The organism is Enterococcus sp. DIV1682a (assembly GCF_051711005.1).
Lineage (GTDB): Bacteria > Bacillota > Bacilli > Lactobacillales > Enterococcaceae > Enterococcus_B > Enterococcus_B hirae.
Genome location: NZ_JBIOLT010000001.1, coordinates 472365 through 494721, shown reverse-complemented (window position 1 = coordinate 494721; position 22357 = coordinate 472365). Strand labels below are relative to the sequence as shown.

Genomic DNA, 22357 nt, shown 5'->3' with positions numbered 1-22357 from the left:
TGGCTATTCGGTTTCTTTTTTAGGTTTTTGCGTTACTTCGATCTACTTTTGATTCCGCATTAAAACCATTTCGACTATCGCACAATAAATCGATAAGGAATTTTGATTTGATCTTTTTTTTCTTCGATAAAAAGTAGAAAGGCCGTTTCTCCACACTCTCTTAAGCCATGGTCAATCGTAGAAAAAGACATTAGCTCACTGATCAACAGATTATCACGACCAACAAGACGGTTTTTACTTTCTAAGATGGAGCTTTGCAATATACCGGCAGCAACTGTATCTGAATTAGTGAAGACACCATCTACCTTTTTTTCTTTAAAATACGTCGCTGCATTCACCCCTTGTTCATAGTCAATACAGTTCCAAAAAACATTTTCCTCTTTGAAATCGGGAAATATTTTTTTACAAAGTTCCAACGTCACTTTTGTATTAAAACTAAGACGACCACTTCTTCCTAAAGTAACGCCAAGCTTTTCCACGCCTTGTTTTTTTAAATACAATAATGCTTCAGTAATAGATTGTTCACGATCGATAAACACGCAACCAGCTTCTGTTTCTTTTATTTCTTCACAAAAAATGATTGGCCCATACTTTTGATAAGAGAGCAATACATCTAAATTGTTGGCACGAGAAGTAACGATCAACCCATCAAATCGTTTACCTGCAAATTCTTCTAAATACATTCTCTCTCTTTCTGCCTGATAATTTGTTGGTAACAAGGTCACCTGATAATCTTCGTTGAAGGCGACTTCAATGATCCCACTAAGCAATTGATCGAAATAAGGATGATCCGTATAAGGCAGAATAACACCAACATTTTTTGTTTTTCCATAACTGAGCTGTCTGGCACTTGCATTAGGAACATACGATAACTCATTAATGACGGATAGAATCTTGGCACGTTTTGTTTCGTCAACATAAGGATGATTATTGATCACCCGTGAAACGGTAGAGACAGAATAGCCCGTCAGTTTTGCAATATCTCTGATGTTTGTCATGCTTTACTAAAACCACCTATGCAAAAAGATTTTCTTGTAAATAGTCTACCACAGCATGCCCACATTCAAAAAATTGATAGAACGTTCCATCATATTCAAAGCTAATACGTTGCCCACCCAGATACGTATCTTTTGCCAATCCACTAATTTCATCTAAAGGAATTTTTTTCATTACCGTTTTATTTAACCCTTGAGGACTAGACAATTCAAGCATTGTTTCTTTAAATTCAACAAAAGCATAAAAATAGTCATTCGTAGCGCCATTGGTCGTTTTGATATAAGTATTCATCAGTAATTCCTCCTTTTTGATGAATTGAGTATAGCTTATGAAACGCGTCTCATAGCAAGATCTTTGCTTCACCTTCTAAAAAAACGAGCAATACGATACATACTTTTGTCTTCGAATCTTTAAACTTGTCTTTGAATTTTTAAAAGCAGAACTTTATTTTAATTATCTAGAAAAATAAGTTCGAGTACCTCATTCAAACTCTGCTACTATACATTTAAACCATTAATTGAGAGGAGTTTTTCAATTGTATAAAAAGCAAAAAAAAGCAGGTATACTGAAAAGAATACTGAGACTAATAAAGAAGAAAATAAAGGCCATACTACAACGCATAAGACTATTAAAAATATTGAGAAGAAAACATCGAATAAACGAACGAATGTCTAACCTAGTAAACATTAAAGAATACTGCCTAGTAGAGAAACCTATGCCATTAAAAAGTACAAAGGAAAATAATCACTCCTTGTTGTCTAAGAATGAGAATCTGAAAAATATGAAGAATATAAAGAAGAAAAAAAAAGACAAAAATAGTAGCACATCAAGATCCTCTAGCTTCACGTATATAGGTCGTTCTAGAACATAAGCAACTATCCGCATCGAATGATTGATTTAAAAAATAATCTTTCATATTTTTGCACCCTTTAGCTTGTAATAAAAAAAGAGAGCCCTTATTACATAAGGGTTCTCTTAGACTCCATACTTTTGATATATTGTGAAATATACCTGTGGCGCAACCCACTACAGAAGCTCCATAAAAATTTTTATTTTCACTTAAATAGAATGTACCTCGTTTACCAAAACCAAAATCATCTAATAGATACAATTTTGAAAAAAGTTTTAGATTTCAACAAGCAATTATCTCTAGCAGGTCACCTTTCTCTTAGAATAAGAAGAAAAAATATTTTACTTTAGCAATCAATAAAAAACTGAAGTAAGTCATTTTATGCAAGATTGAGATGTATGATTTTCTATCCTAAATACCCCTAACTATCTTTTTACAGTTAGGGGTACCTAGAATCCATCTTAACATTGGATAGCTTATTTATTTTTCTTTATGTGCTTATCTTTTACTCCTATAAATATCAATAGAATAAGAATGGTTCCAACCTTTTGTAGATAACCCATCCTCATATCGCCTGTTTGGGGCAACCTCTCAGTTTTTTTCGGGATAAATCGTACGGAAACATTATTTTCATATATTTTTTCCATATCAATTGTATCAGCAGCTATCTTTTGCGGTGTGAAAAAAACGAGTATCATAACGAGCATCAATAGAATGCTGTTTTTCTTAAAATTTATCCTCACGTTAGTTCACTCCCTGACTTGGATCTGCTACCAGCTCCCAATTGATCGTTGTCCTATAGGTATCTTCGTTTGCCTCTAATGAATTCGGTACTTGAATCTCTACACCAGGTGTATGATTCGTTCCAAATGAGATAGTAGTGTTACCAATTGGCTGGCTTCCTACGGAGCTATTCACGAAATAGTTTGCCATTTCTATAGGTTGCGTATTTAAATTTACTTCGTTTTGCGTATGAAGATTGGCTGCTTGATCACTTTGGCTGACAATATTATGAAGCCTAATTTCCACGCCTCTTAGTTCATCTCCATTAGAATTTTGAAATGAAGCACTTTGATATGCTTGAAGAGACCAGTTGCTTGTACCAATATAGTCAGATAACTGTAATCCCAATGGAGTATCTTCTTCATTCAAAGCTGTAACTATCTGGCGACGATTACTTTTTCTGATGGTGCCAAAATCAAAATTGGAGACATTCGTTATCTTACGCGTACCTTCTACTGTAAATGGTACTTCATAAGCCATTTGGACATACTTGCCATTACTTAATTTCTCTTGAACTTGGATTGTTCCTGTGGTTTGCCCTAAGCTTGATCGATCTGGGTAACTCGTAAACCCAACCACTTCGACATTTGGTGCGTTGCTCAGATTTAAATAAGAAGCAGCTTGTTGAGCCAATTGTTCATCGGTCATGTTTTGGCTAATCAGCCCTGTACGAGGTGTTACTCGATCAATCAACACTTGGCGATAACCGGTTGGTGTTAGTTCAAGATAAGCAATATTGTCTTTATGTGACAATGCTCCTTCTATCTCGTTATTGAAGATTCTTAACCGTTCCTGCGCTTCCGCATGATACACTTTTAGAATATCTCCATATTCAATTGAAATCGTTCCGATACCACTTACATGCCCATTGACACCTCTGCTACCAGCGGCTTCATAATTCTTTTTAATACTTAATTCATCCAACGACTGCTGGCTAGCTGTATTTCTTAGTACTTCCAATGAGTAATACAATTCTGGAAAATCAGGATGGATAGGTGCTACACCAATATTATCTCCACGACGCGCTACAATCTTATTTTCTCCAGGTAAATAGGCTAATGCTCCCGCTGAACGATCTGCTTCTCCTCTAAAAAGAAGGGTTTCTCCCCACCTAATGGTTAGATGAACCTGCACTTGAATTCGTTCACCAGAAGCTTTATGCACGACTGTCACCATAGTATATCTTCTTCCTGGTACATCAAGATCGTGTCTAGGCTCGTACTCGAATTCATAAGCATCTCTTACTAAAACAGTATTATTGTACTTGACTTCATTCACTGCTTTTTCTAAATCAAGAGTTTCACCAAGTGTTAATACTTGTGCCATGGTAGTGGCTTCCAATCCTTGATGAACAGTAAATAGTACATTGTAGTTCATTTGAATATAGTTGCCATTACTTAGTTTTTCTTGAACTCGGATTGTCTCTAGCGTTTGACCTTGTCTTGATCGGTCTGGGTATCTCGTAAACCCGACTACTTCAACGTTTTTAGCATTACCAAATTCAAGATATGTTTCTACTGCTGCATCTAATTGTTCGTCACTCATCGTTTGGGAGATTGTTGTGTTTTTAGGACTTAGTTGATTAATGAACAACAATCTTAATCCATCATTCGTGGTTTCATAATAGGTTGTTTGATTGACGAATCCATTGTTTTCGTGAACATCCACTTCAACACTATCGGTGTACAAACTCATCATTCTGCCAGCACTTAACGATTCCTGATGATAAACTTCTACAACATCTCCAACTTGAACATTATTTACACCGAAATCATCTATAATATCAAACTTATAGTCTCGTCCATAATACGTAAAGTTTCTTTGATAGTTTGGTAAGTCCAGTGCTATATTTTTTTGTCCTGAAATCAAGCCTATTTTCAAATAAGCGGCGTCAAAAAAGAGACCTGTATGAAGCTGAAGATTTCTGTCTTCTGAACCTTTTGTTCCGATCAATTGTAGTTGATTTCCAGCTCTTATTAATGAAAGTCCTAAACTTTCATGACGAGCTGTCCCTTTCAAAATCAGCGTATTCCCCCAATGAATAGTTACAGGAATTTCCACTTCAATAGTTTCAGCCGATACTTTGTGTGTGATGGACGCGTTAATCGTACGACTGCCAACTAAATTCATGATTCCGTTTTCGCTGACTTTTACTTCAAAGTCATTGTTAGATAAGGCTTGACCATTATATTTAACATCTTTGACTACTTGGCTTGGATCAATTGTTTCACCTAAGTTTAATACTTGTGAAACGGCAGTTGCTTCTAACCCAGCCGTCACCGTAAATGGCACATCGTAGGACATTTGGACATAGTTACCATTACTTAGTTTTTCTTGAACCTGAATTGTCCCTGTTGTTTGTCCTGGTCTTGATCGGTCTGGATATTTCGTAAAGCCGATCACCTCTACATTTGGTGCGTTGTTTAAATTTAAATAAGAAGCCACTTGCTGGTCCAATTGTTCATCAGACATTCGGCGACTAATTGTCCCTGTACGAGGCGTTACCCGGTCGATCAATACTTGACGGTAACCGGTCGGCGTCAATTCCAAGTAAGCTATATTATTGCTATGGGACAAGGCACCTTCTGTTTCATTATTAAAAATTCTGAGTCGCGTACGTGCTTCTGCATGATAGACTTTCAGAATATCACCATAGATAATTGTCCGATTACCGAATCCCTGGCGATTTTGTTCAGCATTCCATGTACCTGGGGAGGAGAACTTATAATACTCAGGTAATTCTGTCAAATTTTGACGATTAGCTGAATTACGCAATAAAGAGATATTAAAGTATTCATTTGGAAAATTAGGATGTGTAGAAGCCAACGCTTCATAACTTCCACGTGTCATCGTCAATCGTTGCTCTGATGGAACATAAGCAAGCGCTCCTCCTGAACGATCACCTCTACCTCGGAACATAATGGTATTACCCCATCTAATGGTAACAGGTACGTTCACTTGGATTCGTTCTCCTGTCGCTCTATGAACGACTGTTACTACTGTATTTCTACTTCCCGCTACATCAAGATCTTGTCCGGGATCATACTCTAATTCATAAGCATCCCTTGCTAAAACAGTATTATTGTACTTGACTTCATTCACTGCTTTTTCTAAATCAAGGGTTTCACCAAGTGTTAATACTTGTGCTATGGTAGTGGCTTCCAATCCTTGATGAACAGTAAATGGTACTTCATAAGTCATTTGGACATACTTGCCATTACTTAATTTCTCTTGAACTTGGATTGTTCCTGTGGTTTGCCCTAAGCTTGATCGATCTGGGTAACTCGTAAACCCAACCACTTTGACATTTGGTGCGTTGCTCAAATTCAAATAAGAAGCAGCTTGTTGATCCAACTGTTCATCGGTCATTTGACGACTAATTGTCCCTGTACGAGGTGTTACTCGATCGATCAATATTTGGCGGTAACCAGTTGCTGTTAATTCAAGGTAAGCAATGTTGTCTTTATGTGACAAGGCACCTTCTGCTTCGTTATTAAAGATTCTCAATCGACCTTGTGCTTCTGCGTGATACACTTTTAAAATATCTCCATGTTCAATTGAAATTGTTCCAATATCACGGGTATGCTCATTTACATCTCTATTTCCAGCTGCTTCATAACCAGTAACTGTTTTCAACTCATTAAGCGCTTGTTTTGAATCCGTGTTTCTTAATACTTCTAATGAATAATACATATCTGGAAAACTAGGATGGATCGGTGCTGCCGCAGTATAATCTCCACGACGAGCTACAAGTTTATTTTCTCCAGGTAAATAAGCTAATGCTCCTGCTGAGCGATCTGCCTGCCCTCTAAACAGAAGGGTTTCTCCCCACGTAATTACTACAGGAACTTGCACTTGGATTCGTTCACCAGAAGCTTTATGAACGACTGTTACTGTTGTGTTTCTGCTTCCTGGCACATCCAGATCTTGGCCAGTATCATACTCGAATTCATAAGCATCTCTTGCTAGAACAGCATTGTTATATTTTACTTCCCCCACTGCTTTTTCTAAATTAAGAGATTCACCTAACGTTAATGATTGAGCCACAGGAGTGGCTTCTAGCCCCTGATGGACAGTAAATGGCACATCGTAGGTCATTTGGATATAGTTGCCATTACTTAGTTTTTCTTGAACCTGAATTGTCCCTGTCGTTTGTCCTAAACTTGATCGGTCTGGATATCTTGTAAAACCAACCACCTCGACATTTGGTGCATTACTCAAATCTAAATAAGAAGCCACTTGCTGATCCAATTGTCCATCAGTCATTCGACGACTAATTGTCCCTGATTTAGGCGCTACACGATCGATCAATACTTGGCGGTAACCTGTCGGTGTTAATTCCAAGTAAGCTATATTGTCTCTATGTGACAAGGCACCTTCTGCTTCATTATTGAAGATCCTTAATCGTTCTTCAGCTTCCTCATGATGCACTTTTAAGATATCCCCGTAATTGATGGTTCGGCTACCGAAATTCTGCTTATTTTGTTCAGCATTCCACGTACCTGGTGAGGAAAACTTATAATATTCAGGTAACTCTGCAAAGTTCTGTCGATTGGCTGAATTACGCAACAAAGAGAGATTGAAGTATTCATGAGAAAAAAGAGGATGTGTAGGAGCAAGAGTTTCATAACTTCCACGTGTCATCGTCAATCGTTGCTCTGATGGAACATAAGCAAGCGCTCCTCCCGCACGATTACCAACACCACGGAACATAATAGTGTTACCCCATCTTAGCGTTATCGGTACACTAAAATCAGCAGATTCTCCACTAGTATTATGTGTTACTTTCACCGATAGATCTCTTGTACCAGCCACATCTAAAACTGTTCCTAATTGAAAATCAAGGGTATATTGATTGCTATTTAATGTTGTGCCCCTGTAACGAACATTTGATATGGATTTATTAATATCAAATGTTTCACCAACTAATAGATTCTGATGGGTGATATCTGCTTGAATCCCATCTTGCACATTAAATGGTACTTGGTAGTCCTTATAGACAAAGTTTCCTGTCGATAACTGTTGACGAACACGAATAACGCCATTACTTGTCCCTGTTCTGGAACGATCAGGATACGTAACAAATCGTTCAATTTGCGAACCCGTAGCACGACTCATATCTAAATAATTTGCTAGACTAGCATCTAATTGTGCGTTTGTTGTGTTTGTACTTATTGTTGCTTGACGTGGTGTCGCTCTATTAAAAGTTAACTGTCGATAACCTGAATTTGTTAGTTCAAGATAGCCTCTATTTCCATCACGTGAATCTGCGACAGAGCCAAATCCTTGTACATTTCCGCTTGAAAGAGTGCCTACTCTATTCGGTTGTGTGTGAAATACCTCGACTACATCGCCATATGCAAGCGCTGGTTTAGATGCTGAATTATATTTTGTACGTAAAGTATCTACTGTATCTCCACCATTAGCAGTAAGCGAAAAAATAGGATTGATATTTTCTATTGTTTGTGCTACACCTGGTCGTCTTACCGAAAACGTATAGAACATTCCAGCATTTGATGACATAGTTGAAGAATTTCTTTCATGACGTTTAAATTCTATCTGTCGTGTTTGTGGATTATATAAAAACACACCTCCTGAACCTTGTGTTGCTCCCATGTAGATAGCATTATTATTTCCATTTGGCCATAGCACTCGAACGTATCCATATAGATCAATCCAGCCATGAGGCGCAACTTCATCTGTAATTCGAACGGTAAATCTTGCACCCGAATTTCCTGTAGAAGCATTCACAATATCGTCATCTGGAAATTCAATAATTTGATAATGTAAAGGAGCAGTATACTCCGGCCAGAAAAGCAGCTCTCTTTTCTCTAACCTTACCAAAAATCCCATGTGTCGGCTTCTATCGTTAAGAATTTCATCAGATGCTCCAGAATTCAACATAGCATGTCTAAATGGCCGAAAAGAATCCACATCCCATGTGTCTCCAATAGAATGCGTTGCATTAATAGCATTAAGCCATGTAGACCGCCAAGCCTGCGCAGTAGGTAAAACTGAAGCATTACCTGCACTGTCCCGTAGCCGCAGCGCTCCTTGAGAACTACCTGCACCTGGACCCGGCCCACCTGTAGGCGGAGCAGAGAAACTTTGTAGTATACTTTCATTTTCTAGTACATTTTTTATGTCAGTTTCACTTGTCTTCTCAGCGCTACCAGCTTCTTCATCACTTTTACTTTCAGAATCATCCGCATTTTCTTCACTTTCGGATACAGAAGGAGAATCATCTTTATCTTCTTTTTCAGAAATATTTTCAGAAGCAACTGTATCTTCCGGCAAAGAAGTAGTGTCTTCTGTTTCTTCTAATTCTGAAACAGGTTGGGGGCTTTCATCTTCTAAGAAACTTTCAGCATACACCATATATATAGAAGGAGACATGGCTTGACTTAGCATGCACACTATTCCTAAAAATGTAATCAGCTTCTTCATTAGTCATCTCCTCTATCTCTGTGGTCTACTAAGGTGTTGGTGTTGCGCCTGGATCTGCAACGAGTTCCCAAACAATGGAAGTAGAATATGTTTTATCTGATTTTATTGTATTAGCAGGAATATGAAGGCTGACGCCATCTGTTGAGCTATCACCATGAGGTTTTCCCAAAGCTAATGACCAAGTACCTGCTCCTTGAGTAGCATTTGCTGTAGAAATAACTTGTTCACTACTATTCAATACAACCCTCGAATTAGGGATTTGTGGTGTATTATTAATGTTTGCATAATACATATTTTGAATCGATATCTCTGCTCCATCTAACTCTTTACCGTCTTCGTTAGTAAGTTGACTAGGCTGCGAAGCTCTTAATTCCCACCCTTGTCTGGCTAAACCTCGGCGATCTTCAATTGAAATAAATGGTACTCGTTTTTCCGTCTGACCAGCTACTTGAACATCAATCAACTGGGCATTTTGATTAATTGCTAAGTTCGTATGTTCAATCTCTCCAAAATCAAAATCTGCTACGAAATTGATTTTTAAATCTCCAGGATTAGGATTCGGTGGAGTTGGCGGCTCGATTGGTTTGTCTGGATCTTCTGGATCGACAACCTCGGGTTTGTCTGGATCTGGTGCACCAACTGTTACAGAACCTTCAGTTGTTGCTTTAGTTGCCCCGTCGTAATCAACAGCAGCTACATTCATCGCTTGTCCTAAAGTCATGATTCCTAATAAACTAGTCATAAATAGTAAGTTTGTTTTTTTCATTGTTTTCTCACCCTCTAATAAAAGTCAATTTTATTTTGTTACCACTGAATTATTCTCTTTTTCCTCACCCCCTTTAAATTTATCTTTTAGAAGTAAGTACAAAATCAAACATATCAAGATTATTCCGACCCCTATCAACAAGTAGGTCAACCAAGGTGTCGGTAATTCGATGTCCAGAGCTGTTTGATTCAGTGTATTTGCGGCAGATGAACTGATATGAAAATTTTCGACAAAATGATAGGTTTCTGTATCAGCTTTCACTATTAACTCAACACGATAATTCCCGGCACGAACTAGCTGGGAAAAAGTGGGTATCCCAAAATCAAAGTTCGAATTTGGCGCCATTCTTAAATTTTCTTTTTCATATTGAATGAGTGGGTCTTTTTCCTCTTGATAGTATACTTTTGCGTTAACTTCCATGGTTCGAATCGATACAGGTTGTTTATTTTGTAAATTTATCTCAACGACATTTCTATAATTTCGCTGCCCCATCCTAGCGTCCCGAGCGATTAATTCGTTAACAGGTAGTTCTATATTTTTTTGACGCATCAACACCCCGACTGTATAAGCAAATTGATGTGTAACTTGCTGATCTTGAAGCGCTGTTTCTTGATAAAATCGGAACCCTCCAAGAATCTCGCCACCCCATTTTTTTGTTGGATAATTGATTCTTGTTGTATATTTTTTGGTTTCCCCTGTATTAAGCTCAATTGTTTCTTCTTTATTTTCTACTAATGTGTCAAAAGGAAATTCCAGCGTTTCATCAAGATTTTCTTTACTTATGAATGAGGTAATCCCATTTTGATTCGTTTGAGCAGGAATGGCTTCTACTCCAATCTTTATTGATTCATTGCTGTTATTCATTATTTCGATTGTAACGGTTTCTTCTTCATTTGGATTCCCTTCAAAGATGTAATAGCCTTGTTCATTTACTGATCCATCTTCTTCCAAACTCCTAACTGAAAATGGTGCGCTGGAATCTCCAAAAACTGGAACTTGATTTATTTTTTCAATTGCTAAAAGAAGAACGGCTACAAGAGCTAATTTTATGATTATAGTGGTTTTATTTAATCGTACTTTCATTTCACTCCCTCCTTTACATCAGCTATTCTAAGGTATGTACCAAGTGCCCAGTCAAAACTTTTTTTTTACATTTCAGATATTAACCGTTAAACTATTTTCTAAAGGGAGGGCATACTATGGATAAAAAAACATTTCATATCAAAGATATTTTAAAATTAACCACATTAAACAAATCAACTATTCGTTATTGGGAGCGTGAAGGCTTACTAAGTTTCAAACGTGACCATGATAATAACTATCGACTTATTGACAGCCGTACTTTACTTGATTTACTAGACATTGTGTTCTATCGTAATTTAAACATCCCAATAAAAAAATTAAAATTGATCTTACATCAAAAGCCCGAAACCACTTATGAAGCATTAGTAAAGTCAGAACAAGATTTAATGGATGAACTAAATAAAATAACAAAACAACAAAAAATGCTTGCACACAAAAAACAAAGCTTAGAAGAACTGATTCAATTACAAAAAAACTCGACATCTCTATCTATTCCAATGAATTTTTCATATGTAGAGCAACTCAGTCTTAGTTCTATGGAACATGTCAGTCAATATTCCACTAGTCCAACAAACTTTGTCTTATTTTTTTCTAATGACAGTGGTCATGCTTATCAAGAGGGAATTATTGTAGATGAAAAATTAAGTGATCATTTATTATTCGAAAAACAAAAACAAAAAATTATTTTTGGTGGACTGCTTGAAGTAGACAATATAAATTATAAAAAGAATAATTTGGAATCTCTCTTAGAACGAGCAAATTTTCCTGTGGATACTACTTGTATTGCCCAATATCTTGCTTCAGGAAAATCAGAAACTGGACAAGCAATTGATTATTATAAATGCTGGTTTTTACCTGAACTATAAATAGAAGGGATTATTTCAGCTTTCGAAATCCTTGGGAGTGACTTAAAAATTGAAATTTATTACACAGAAATATACCTTCTGGAACTAGTTGAACAAACTAGTTTCAGAAGGCTTATTTGTATTTCCATATAAATTTTAGTGTAAAAAATTCAAGATAACACTAAAATCAATAAATGTTTTTTGTTGATTCAAGATTTATTCCATAAAAAGTTTACATCTTCTCGTCTTTTTCTAATTGTAAAAGAAAAGTTCTATTTAAGATTTTCCATTCAGATCCTTCGCCTCATACTTATGTTGCGGATATTAATTCTAGTTTTTCGTTTCTCAGCATATATACATACGTATATTTATTATTTCCTAGTTTTGTTTTTAACTCACCATCGTTACTCGTTCTAAATCTGTGCCATGGCCCTTCTGCGTGATAAATCTCAATTGTACTTCCCTCAGATAAAACTTGCTGTGCAAACGTTCCATATGTTCGAGGACCATTACCTATAACCGTACCGTTTCCATTCCACATTTGGCTAAATAATATTCTCCCAGAAGGGTCATTGACTCTAATAGACGCATACCGTTGATTGTTCCACCCACTTCCATGAAATTGATAATCAGAATTCTTTACTAATAAAATTTTTCTTCCCTTTACTTCTACAGTAATCCTAGCAAAACCAGAAGGATTTGAGGCTTTTGCATCTCCGCCAATTGAAAAAGATTGTTTATTTATATGACGTTCATTTAGTCGGATCACATTATGAATCAGTGCTTCTCCAGGAAAGTCAGCAGCAACAATTCCAACATGTCTTAATTTTTGATTTCTGATATAGTCAGAAGTCAATATATTTGTACCTTCAAAAGCAATCGTTGCGATACCTAAAAACCAATCGATTCTGGGAAAATCTGGAACGGAACCTGCCCATCCCGGATGAGTCATACCAGTGGCAAGTCTACCTGCATGGGTTCCCGGACTGCTATGACCGCTAGCTACAAAATAAGGAAAGGATCCTCCTGATCCTGATAAGTAGTTAATAAAAATCCTGTTTCCATTATCTTTATTTGCTTGATTTAAATGTTCTTTTACACTTAGCCATTTATCGTATAGATCCCAATTTGTTCTTAGATGATAATTGTCTTGTATCGCAAAGCTGGCTGGATAGCGTATTCCTAAAGAAGATCCTTCAAAATTACGTAAAATTACAATTTTACCACGGGTTTCTCCTAAAGTAGGATTCGCATTATTGCTTAAGAAAAACATATTTTTATAATTAGGATTATTAAGATAGCTATTCACTAAGCGGTTCAGCTCCGTATCATTGACGCTAGTATGCTCCTGTTTTAACCGCATATAAATCGTTTCACTGGGATTCCTTTGAAGAAATGTTCGTAATGTATTTAAAGCGTCTTCAAATCTAGCTAGAAAAACAAACCCATGGTGAACCGTAAGCAAATTTGGTCTTGCAGCTACACGTATATCAATGAAACGGATCCCCACTTCTAATTGTTCATTCAATGATAATCCTTGGTTTTGAACGATATCTCCCCCTGGACCGTTAGACATGGTATTGTGCGTACCTGGAATAGATAACTGTGACAGCCTAGTATTATCTTGTATTTCAGACATCCAATTGGGATTTCTAGAATGAAATTCTGAAATCGAACGTAAATATGCTGGATGATAATGTGCATCTACTGTTTTAGGTAAAACCAAAACAAACAATAGCATGAATATTGAAAAAATTTTTTTCACCAAATAACCTCTTTCTTTATTACATGTAACAAACTGACTATCCATGAAATAAGTATTCATAGATAATCAGTTTCTTCATAAATTTATAAAGCTAACTACTTAACAACTGTTAATTCTAATTTATTGTTTTTCATCGTATAGATATAAGTCGTTTTATCGTTCCCTAGTTTTCTTTTCAATTCCTGATCGAAGCTCGTTCTAAACATATAACTTGGACCTTCTGCATGATAAATTTCTACAGTACTTCCTTCAGGTAAGTCATATTGAGCGAATGTCCCAAACGTGTGAAGTCCATTTCCAACGACTGACTCATTCCCATTCCAAGTTTGGTCAAACAGTATTTTGCCGTTAGGTTCAGAAATCTTGACTGAAACATATTTCTGATTTTGCCAGTCATTCCATTGAAATCTAAAATCAGAGTGTTTGACCAATGAAATTTTTCCGTTCTGTGATTCTACTACCAAACGTGAAAAACCTGTTGGAAATACTTCTGGATTCGACGGAACTTTTTGACCGCCAATATGAAACCTTTGGGTAGTAAAGGCTGTTTCATCCGTAATATCAACATGAGTATCACTTAGAATATTTTTGACTAAAGTAGTTAATTCAGCTGTATCTGGTGTATCATGTGCTAATTCCCAAATAATCGCGCCGCCATAACCTTGATCAATTGTATAGTTTACTTTTCTAGAAATACTTGCGATGTTATCATAAGTGAATAATTCTTTCTTCTCTGAATCATAGATAAATGGCGCCTCGGCTTCATCGTCCCAATGGTAAGACAAGTGTTCAACAGTTGGATCTTTAGCTTTAGCTTCAAATTCTTTTAATTGCCACCAAGGTTTCAAACCAGCTAATTGTTCAGGATCGTCCCAACTTCCGCCATTGGCTGCTCCTCTACTTGGTACAGCCATTGCTGCTGAATCAACATTAGCAAACCCTCTTGAGTAATAACTCATACCAACCATCAATTTATGTTTAGGAATCCCGTAAACCTTATGGTACTCTTCCATGGTTGCAGAAATATTGAATTTTTGATCTTTATCGTCTCTTGTTTTTGGATATAGTGGAGATTGATGTCCGGTTTGATCATCAAACCCACCTCGGTAATCATAAGTCATTACGTTGAAGTTATCGACATATTCATTCGTAATTTTGGGAGCAATAAACGCCATTTTTTCATGATTAGCTGTCACTGCAATACTTAACTGGTAGTAGACGTCATTTTCTTTACCTGCTGCGGTCATCTTTTCACGTAGCTGTTTAATCAAAGCCACAAATTTTTCTTTTTGTTCATCATTTTCTGGATATTCCCAATCAATATCAATACCTTCAAAATGATAATTCAGCATAAAGTCTACTAACTGTGTAGTAAAACGATCCATACGTTCAGGCGTTGCTGTAGCATGATCAAATCCATGATCGTCTACCGAGTTGGTCCAACCACCGATAGAAACCATTGCTGCAACATCATGTTCTTCAGCTAATTGAGTGATTTGATTGATGTAGTTTCTGCCCCCACCTTCATGTGAATCATCGAAGTCGGCCCAAGGATCATTTGAAACCAATTCTCCATTTTGGTCAATAACCATAAAAGCATAATTGACATGAGTAATTTTATCAAAAGGAACATCTACTGGATCGTATCCTTTTCCATCGATGATTCCTTGACTATAATTATAGTCTGGCTTATCTGGCTCATAGTCTGTTTTATACCCATGCCAATTTGAGAAATAACCAATTACTTTTTTCTCGTTTTGAATTCTTTGTGCTTCTTCTTTTTGTAATCGTTCTGCCTCTTCACCTGTAAATCGATTAAATTTAAAGATATTTAAAGGTGTTGGCAAGTCTTTGACTTTTTGCCAAACAGAAGCACTACCTGGTCTATCTGAAGGCTCTGCCCAATAAGCATTACGCCAGACACTTCCGTTATAGATAACTGTTGCTCCTCCTGGATAGCTTTTTACTTGCCATACTGAACTATCCACAACAACTTGATCAAATGCCGCTACCCGTACTTCTTGGGTTCCTCTGAATAATTGTCCTTCTCTTCCTTGAGACCAACTGTTTCCTCCGTCATTCGACCACATATGAGAAGCATTCAATCCCTCAATATGATTTGTCGTATCATTCATCACTAATGTACCATCATTTTTTTGTAACTCTTCAGCAAAAGCAGTCAGTGACTGTGTATTCAATAAAGAAATCCCAACTAATGATAATGCGAAAAATTTTTTTGCCAGTTTTTTATTCATTTTTTCCTCCCCTTTTCTCTTTTATCAGATCGTTTAATTCTTTCGAAACTTGGATAAACATAGGAGATTGCTTACTAAGTTCTTTGACTTTAACTTTATCTGCCCTCGGATGAACAAAATAGATTTTTTCATTTAAAACAGGACGTCCATTTTTCAATGTATACTTTAAAAAAGGACTTTTTAAGTAATCAATAATCAGGACACCGTAACCTTCATCTTCAAGATAAATATCATTCGTTATTTTATACATTTAAAGCCCCTCTTCTCCCCCACAAGAATCATTAAAATCCTTAACTTACTTTTAAATGAGTTACATACATTTTTGTCTTTTACAGCTTGTTAATTTTATATAGTCTTATCTCAACAACCCCTCCCTTTTCTCTTCTAATTGAATGAGTGTTTATTTAAACAATCTCCTAGAACTTATTGTGTCTTATCTATGGTTTATTTTCATTTCTTTCACGTAGCAGTTTTATCCTTTTGCGTTATTTTAACGTCGTAAGTATGTAAAAATATTCTAGTCTTTGTTAAACTTCATTTACTAGTTTTATAGGAAAGTTTTATTGGAGGAAAAGAATGCAAAGGATTTACATTATCGAAGATCAGTTATTACACCAGAAATTTATTGTAGAAACAATCAGCGATTTTATCAAACGCTCATACATTTCTGCAGAAGTTGTACCTATCAAGTCGGTCAATTCATTTATTAAAGAAATTCATCTACTTGATATAACCGATATTGACATCTTTTTTATAGATATAGATTTAAGACATCAATATACAGGGATCGATATTGCCGAATGGATTAGATATACCAATTCATTTTGTAAGATCATTTTTATCACCAATTACGAAGATCAAAGTATGGCTATTGTTACTCGCAATATCATTCCTTTTGACTACATTCATAAAAGCATCTGCTTATCTGATATACGTAAAAAAATTCATACTACATTAAAAAAACTATTTTTTTCTTTGCAAATAAACACCGGAGAAATACTGATATTATCCGTTCAAAAAGAAAGACAAGTATTTGCCTTTTCTCATATAAATTATATACAAACAATAAAAGAGGATCGTTTTCGGGTATACCTACAAACGACCTCTCAAGAACTTTTGATCAATGAGAGCTTTTCGGATATAAAAAAACTCAAATTTCCCAAATATTTTTTATTTTTAAAATCATATATCATAAATTTACGGCAGATAAAAGCACTTAATCGTAAGTTAGGAATCATTATATTTAAAAACGGATCAGAAATTTACTTTGGACATAAGGTAATAAAAAAAATAGAAGAGTCACTGAAACAATTTCTATGAAAAAAACAAAATTTTTCTTACTCTTTTAAAAAGAGAGTGACTGTAAAAGCAGTATTATCTCTTAAAATTGTATAGGAAAAATTTTTATATTCTTGAGTAATTCGATGTAAATTACTGAATCCAATTCCATAGTGCTGTTCTTTTGAGGTAATCCCTTTCCTCCCTATATCACTCAATATTGCACTATTAACATAGTTGTTTTTGACCAAAATTTGATAGATACCAAATTGTTTATTAATAGTTAAGTTTATATAAGGAGATTCTGTCTCTATACTCGCTTCAATTGCGTTATCTAGCAGAATCTTGAGACATCGAATAAAATCTAAACTATTTATAGGTACTTCAGCGATCACTGTATCAATAGATAAATCTACTTTAATTCCCATGCTTATCGCTTTATTGATTTCAATCAAAAGCACACTCTTAATTGCCATATTTCTTACCTTAGTTAATCCCCCAATATTATTTTTTGAAAAAATAATATTCTTAGAATAATCTTTAATCTTCAAAAGCTGCTCTATTGCTTCTTCCGTGTCCCCTTTTTCCAGCAACAGCGCCAATGTGAATAGTATTCCTTCGTAATCATGTTTAAAACCTTCTATTTCATCGATTCTCTCTAATTTTTCTTCGTAAAAATTTATGGTATTAAATAAATCTTCATGGCATACAGCTGAATACTCCAGAAAGACAATGCCTCCGAAGATAAGGGCTCCTTTCAACAACAAAATAATTAATACAAGCCAAAAGTCTCCACGATCTAACACCGAGTACATGAATTGGAAATACATCGCTAAAATAAAAAAGAAAATACCACATAAAATAAGAACTTTTTTTATGCGTATTCTTCTATGAAGAAATAAGAAAATTTTATTTTTAGTATAAACCTTTTTTACCATTAAATTCCCAGCCAAAAAAATCAAAAAGATTAGTATTTGCAGACCAATCAATAGAAATAAAGGATTTTTCACACTATCTAATTGAGCAAAAAAACTATATATAGTATCAATACTGGTAATATGAAATTGAATGAAAAAATATACTCCAAGTATATAGACAAATGAGAAGAGAGACTTTTTTTTAAAAGAATAAAACAATAGCCATAAATTCAGTCCCATTGCAGTTAAGATAAAAAATCCAGCGAGATTGATAAATCTCCATGATAGGAAACAAAAAATGATTAAGGATAAAAGAAAAAATAACTTGTATCTCTTATGTAAAAAAATTTTTCCCATATAAAAATCCAAAATAGCATACTGTAAAAATATAAATACGACATACACTTTATCTTCCAAACAATGTTCCACCTTCACATAAATATATATTTTTTATATAAGTATAAAGTAGGAAGTAGGAACCTAGTCAACACGACTTGACTAGACATTTACCTAAATAAAGACTGTGAGACAATCGTCAGCTCTCAAGAAGGCTCTATGCTTTTTGATATGAGTGAAATTCATCAACATCTTTTTTTATGATTTAAAAGGATAGAAAAGACAACCTGAAATCCTTTAGAATTATTTTGGTTAACCAATTCATAGGAGAACTCAAGATATCTTATCATCAGCTTATCAAAGCTACCTTAATTATTTTAGACCGAACTATCTATTTCAAGAAAAATTGTTTAACCAAAAATAGAAAGAGAAAATTTGTTTGATTTGTAAAAGTACTCTTCAGGACACGCCAGAGGAATGTCTGTATTGTCTTTGTGCCCCCCTCTCTGAGATCATGTGTTGGGAAGTTGGTACTTATCAAACGACGGATCATGATTCATCATGGTAGATTCTACCAAAAAAAAGAACAGAAAGAAGAAAAACTTCTTTCTGTCCCAATTATTCTAAAATTTCTCATCATAATCATCATTTGACAATGAGGATTTAATGACTACATCATGCCGCCCATCATTGATGGATCCATTGCTGGCGCTGCTGGTGCTGCTGGTTCTGGTTTGTCAGCAACTACTGCTTCAGTTGTTAATAATAGAGCTGAAACAGATGCAGCATTTTGTAATGCTGAACGAGTAACTTTGGTTGGATCAACAATCCCTGCTTCAACCATATTTACCCATTCGCCTGTTGCAGCATTGAAACCTGTTCCTAATTCAACATTTTTCAATTTATCAACGATGACTGAGCCTTCATATCCCGCATTTTCTGCGATTTGACGAATTGGTTCTTCTAAGGCACGAACAACGATTTTCACACCTGTTGCAACGTCTCCTTGAGCTTCAACTGCTGAAACTTTGCTGATGACATTCACTAATGCTGTACCACCACCAGAAACCATACCTTCTTCAACGGCTGCACGAGTTGCATTCAACGCATCTTCAATTCGTAATTTCAATTCTTTTAATTCTGTTTCAGTTGCTGCACCAACTTTGACCACTGCAACCCCACCAGCAAGTTTTGCTAAGCGTTCTTGTAATTTTTCACGGTCAAAATCTGATGTTGTTTCAGCAATTTGGTTTTTGATCAATTGAACACGTGCTTCAATGGCTGTTTTATCACCAGAGCCTTCAACGATTGTTGTGTTATCTTTGTCTACCACAACTTTTGAAGCATTTCCTAGGTTTTCGATTGTTGCATCCTTCAATTCTAATCCTAAGTCGTCCGTAATCACTGTTCCGCCTGTTAGGATAGCGATATCTTCAAGCATTGCTTTACGACGATCACCGAAACCAGGTGCTTTCACTGCAACAACGTTAAATGTCCCACGGATTTTGTTCAAGACTAATGTTGGTAAAGCTTCTCCATCCACATCGTCAGCGATGATCAATAGCGGACGAGATTGTTGTAAGATTTGTTCTAATAAAGGCAAGATGTCTTGGATATTAGAAATCTTCTTATCTGTGATCAAAATGTATGGATTTTCTAAAACAGCTTCCATTTTGTCGTTGTCAGTCACCATGTATTGTGACAAGTAACCACGGTCAAATTGCATCCCTTCAACAACATCTAATTCGGTTTCGATTCCTTTTGATTCTTCAATAGTAATAACGCCGTCATTGCCGACTTTTTCCATTGCATCAGCAATCAAATGTCCCACTTTTTCTGAACCAGAAGAAACAGCTGCAACTTGAGCAATTGCTTCTTTAGAATCTACGACTGTTGAAATATTGTGTAATTCTTCAACTGCTGCTTTTGTTGCCAATTCGATCCCACGACGAATACCTAAAGGATTTGCCCCAGCTGTTACGTTTTTTAATCCTTCACGAACAATTGCTTGGGTTAACACAGTAGCGGTTGTTGTTCCGTCACCTGCAATATCATTGGTTTTTGAAGCCACTTCAGAAACTAATTTTGCACCCATGTTTTCAAAGTGATCTTCCAATTCGATTTCTTTTGCAATCGTTACGCCATCATTAGTAATCAATGGTGAACCGTATGATTTTTCTAATACAACATTACGACCTTTTGGACCTAATGTTACTTTTACTGTATCAGCTAATTTATCAACTCCACGTAGCATTGCTGCGCGTGCATCTTCTGCAAATTTCAATTCTTTTGCCATGTCTATTCACCTCATCAAATTTTTTTCGTACTTTTTTATTTATTCAACGATCGCCATGATATCTTTTCCTGCAACGATCAAATATTCTTTTCCTTCAAATTTTACTTCTGTACCGGCATATTTTTCAAACATCACTTGGTCGCCCGCTTTTACAGCAGCAGGAACTTTTTCTCCGTTTTCCAATAAACGGCCTTCACCGACTGCAACAACTGTTCCTGTTTGTGGTTTTTCTTTAGCGGATGAAGCTAAAACAATTCCTCCAACAGTTGTTTCTTCTTCTTTTGCGACTTCGATAATGACGCGATCACCTAATGGTTTTAACACGATAAATCCCTCCGATAACTCTTTTTTTGGATTCGTTAGCACTCTTACACATCGAGTGCTAACCTACATTTTTAATAATACTCATACTTTGATTTTTTTGCAAGCTTTTTAAATGAAAGTACACTAATTTTATCCGTAACCGTTAGAAGTCCCTTAGTAATATCCTCTAAATTGATCTATGTTATAATTAATTTCTATTCTTGCAGTCTACTTCTGCCTATCTTTAAGGAGGTATTTTATGTCATTAAAAAAATATAGTTTCGCTAGTATCTTTTGCTATGGACTCATTTTTCTTTCCCCATTGATCCTTTCCTCTATCGGAATCGTCCATACTGTTACTGACGTGATTACAGCAACGACGATTGCCTATATCCTAGGAGCAATTGTTTTAGCTTTCTTTTATTTCAAGCAAAATGAACCACTACCACTAGAAGCAGCCATTCCTAGTGCTTCGACGCCAAAAATCATCTTATATGGGTTTGTTGGGATTTTCATTGCTTTGATCTTACAGGCGCTTGCAGTAACGTTGGAAACTCTTTTATTTGGTAACAGCGCTCCTTCTGAGAATACACAAAATATTATTCAAATGATTCTTGAAGCTCCAGCCTTTTTAATAGCTACCACAGTTGCTGGTCCAGTCATGGAAGAATTCGTCTTTCGCCGCAGCATCTTAGGTATCGTTGGCAAATATACAAACTTTTGGATTGGGGCAATTGTTAGTTCCTTATTGTTTGCTTTTGCCCATAACGATGGTCACTTACTGATCTACTTTTTCTTAGGTTTTTTCTTTAGTCTACAATACAAAGCAACGGGAAGAATCTGGACCTCGATGATCACACATGTGGGAATGAATACATTGGTGGTAGTTGTACAAATCGCCGTTCAAAAGGGCTGGATTGCTGCTTCATAAGCTACTAAACAACCCCTTATCAAAAGACTCTTCTTATACCATCCACTGACCAGCAACTCTTAGTCGCTGGTCTTTTTTTGTGTCCTTTCCGATCCCGGCTCATTCTCTTAACAAATTTTCCCTTCATAGTCATGAAAAAGATAGATTTATTTAGAGCTATTCATTATGTTTTATCCGCTAGCTACTAGCAGTTTCCATTTATCGTGACACTCGCCATTTCCTCTGTTAACCTTCTCAAAACACTTTGATGGTCTTCTCTAATAGCACACTTATTTTAAATACGACAGAAAATAGCAGTCATTGCCATTTGGATTATTTTCAGATCCTATTAAAATCATGTTCATCTAGATCTAACTATAAACATTTAATTAGATTGGTTCATGGAAAAATTTAACCACATCGTCTTATGGGCGCCCACAAGAGTTATCAACTTTGCACTAAACCAACTCGTTCCCCTTCTCTTCCAACTAAAGTGTCTTTGCTTTCGTTTTACAAAAATACGCAGT

At 35.9% G+C, this 22357-nt stretch carries 15 protein-coding genes; 3 read left to right on the top strand and 12 right to left on the bottom strand.

Annotation, left to right across the window (positions count from 1 at the left end; translation table 11 throughout):
• Positions 1–74 precede the first annotated feature (74 nt).
• The 6 genes from IGJ23_RS02220 to IGJ23_RS02195 form a co-directional block, all read right to left on the bottom strand.
• Positions 75–998 (bottom strand): LacI family DNA-binding transcriptional regulator, encoded by a 924-nt coding sequence (locus IGJ23_RS02220; protein ID WP_368019973.1) that lies wholly within the window; start codon positions 996–998, stop codon positions 75–77.
• 16 nt (positions 999–1014) lie between these two features.
• Positions 1015–1287, bottom strand: a complete 273-nt coding sequence (locus tag IGJ23_RS02215; RefSeq protein WP_088745028.1) for a hypothetical protein — start codon at positions 1285–1287, stop codon at positions 1015–1017.
• Positions 1288–2322: 1035 nt separating this feature from the next.
• Complete coding sequence (locus IGJ23_RS02210; protein ID WP_438774563.1) at positions 2323–2589, bottom strand: hypothetical protein; 267 nt, start codon at positions 2587–2589, stop codon at positions 2323–2325.
• A gap of 1 nt (position 2590) precedes the next feature.
• Positions 2591–9076, bottom strand: a complete 6486-nt coding sequence (locus tag IGJ23_RS02205; protein ID WP_438774562.1) for a putative mucin/carbohydrate-binding domain-containing protein — start codon at positions 9074–9076, stop codon at positions 2591–2593.
• A gap of 28 nt (positions 9077–9104) precedes the next feature.
• Entirely contained in the window at positions 9105–9842 is a 738-nt protein-coding gene (locus IGJ23_RS02200) for a WxL domain-containing protein (protein ID WP_438774561.1), read from the bottom strand.
• Between the two features lie 30 nt (positions 9843–9872).
• Positions 9873–10925 (bottom strand): DUF3324 domain-containing protein, encoded by a 1053-nt coding sequence (locus tag IGJ23_RS02195; RefSeq protein WP_207432798.1) that lies wholly within the window; start codon positions 10923–10925, stop codon positions 9873–9875.
• A 116-nt stretch (positions 10926–11041) separates the two neighbouring features.
• Between IGJ23_RS02195 and IGJ23_RS02190 the strand changes: the two genes are divergently transcribed.
• Positions 11042–11791 (top strand): MerR family transcriptional regulator, encoded by a 750-nt coding sequence (locus IGJ23_RS02190; protein WP_178286809.1) that lies wholly within the window; start codon positions 11042–11044, stop codon positions 11789–11791.
• 289 nt (positions 11792–12080) lie between these two features.
• Here IGJ23_RS02190 and IGJ23_RS02185 read toward each other — a convergent pair whose 3' ends face one another.
• The 3 genes from IGJ23_RS02185 to IGJ23_RS02175 form a co-directional block, all read right to left on the bottom strand.
• Entirely contained in the window at positions 12081–13535 is a 1455-nt protein-coding gene (locus IGJ23_RS02185; RefSeq protein WP_178286811.1) for a phosphatidylinositol-specific phospholipase C domain-containing protein, read from the bottom strand.
• Between the two features lie 95 nt (positions 13536–13630).
• On the bottom strand, positions 13631–15790 hold the full coding sequence (locus tag IGJ23_RS02180; protein WP_438774560.1) for a glycosyl hydrolase family 18 protein: 2160 nt from the start codon (positions 15788–15790) through the stop codon (positions 13631–13633).
• Entirely contained in the window at positions 15783–16040 is a 258-nt protein-coding gene (locus tag IGJ23_RS02175; protein ID WP_178286815.1) for a hypothetical protein, read from the bottom strand. The genes IGJ23_RS02180 and IGJ23_RS02175 overlap by 8 nt, the downstream gene beginning before the upstream one ends.
• Before the next feature lie 326 nt (positions 16041–16366).
• On the opposite strand from IGJ23_RS02175, the gene IGJ23_RS02170 reads away from it, so the two are divergent.
• Positions 16367–17110 carry a response regulator gene (locus IGJ23_RS02170; RefSeq protein WP_207432781.1) on the top strand — a complete coding sequence of 248 codons (744 nt, stop codon included), beginning with the start codon at positions 16367–16369 and terminating at the stop codon, positions 17108–17110.
• 17 nt (positions 17111–17127) lie between these two features.
• Here IGJ23_RS02170 and IGJ23_RS02165 read toward each other — a convergent pair whose 3' ends face one another.
• From IGJ23_RS02165 to groES, 3 genes are all read right to left on the bottom strand, one after another.
• Positions 17128–18402, bottom strand: coding sequence for a GHKL domain-containing protein (locus tag IGJ23_RS02165; RefSeq protein ID WP_242697193.1), 1275 nt, complete (start codon positions 18400–18402; stop codon positions 17128–17130).
• 589 nt (positions 18403–18991) lie between these two features.
• The gene (gene groL, locus IGJ23_RS02160; protein ID WP_010720044.1) at positions 18992–20617 is read right to left on the bottom strand and encodes a chaperonin GroEL; all 1626 of its coding nucleotides are present in this window, start codon (positions 20615–20617) and stop codon (positions 18992–18994) included.
• Positions 20618–20656: 39 nt separating this feature from the next.
• Positions 20657–20941 (bottom strand): co-chaperone GroES, encoded by a 285-nt coding sequence (gene groES, locus IGJ23_RS02155; protein WP_010738436.1) that lies wholly within the window; start codon positions 20939–20941, stop codon positions 20657–20659.
• A gap of 238 nt (positions 20942–21179) precedes the next feature.
• On the opposite strand from groES, the gene IGJ23_RS02150 reads away from it, so the two are divergent.
• The gene (locus IGJ23_RS02150) at positions 21180–21851 is read left to right on the top strand and encodes a CPBP family intramembrane glutamic endopeptidase (protein ID WP_010738437.1); all 672 of its coding nucleotides are present in this window, start codon (positions 21180–21182) and stop codon (positions 21849–21851) included.
• The last annotated feature ends 506 nt before the right edge of the window (positions 21852–22357 follow it).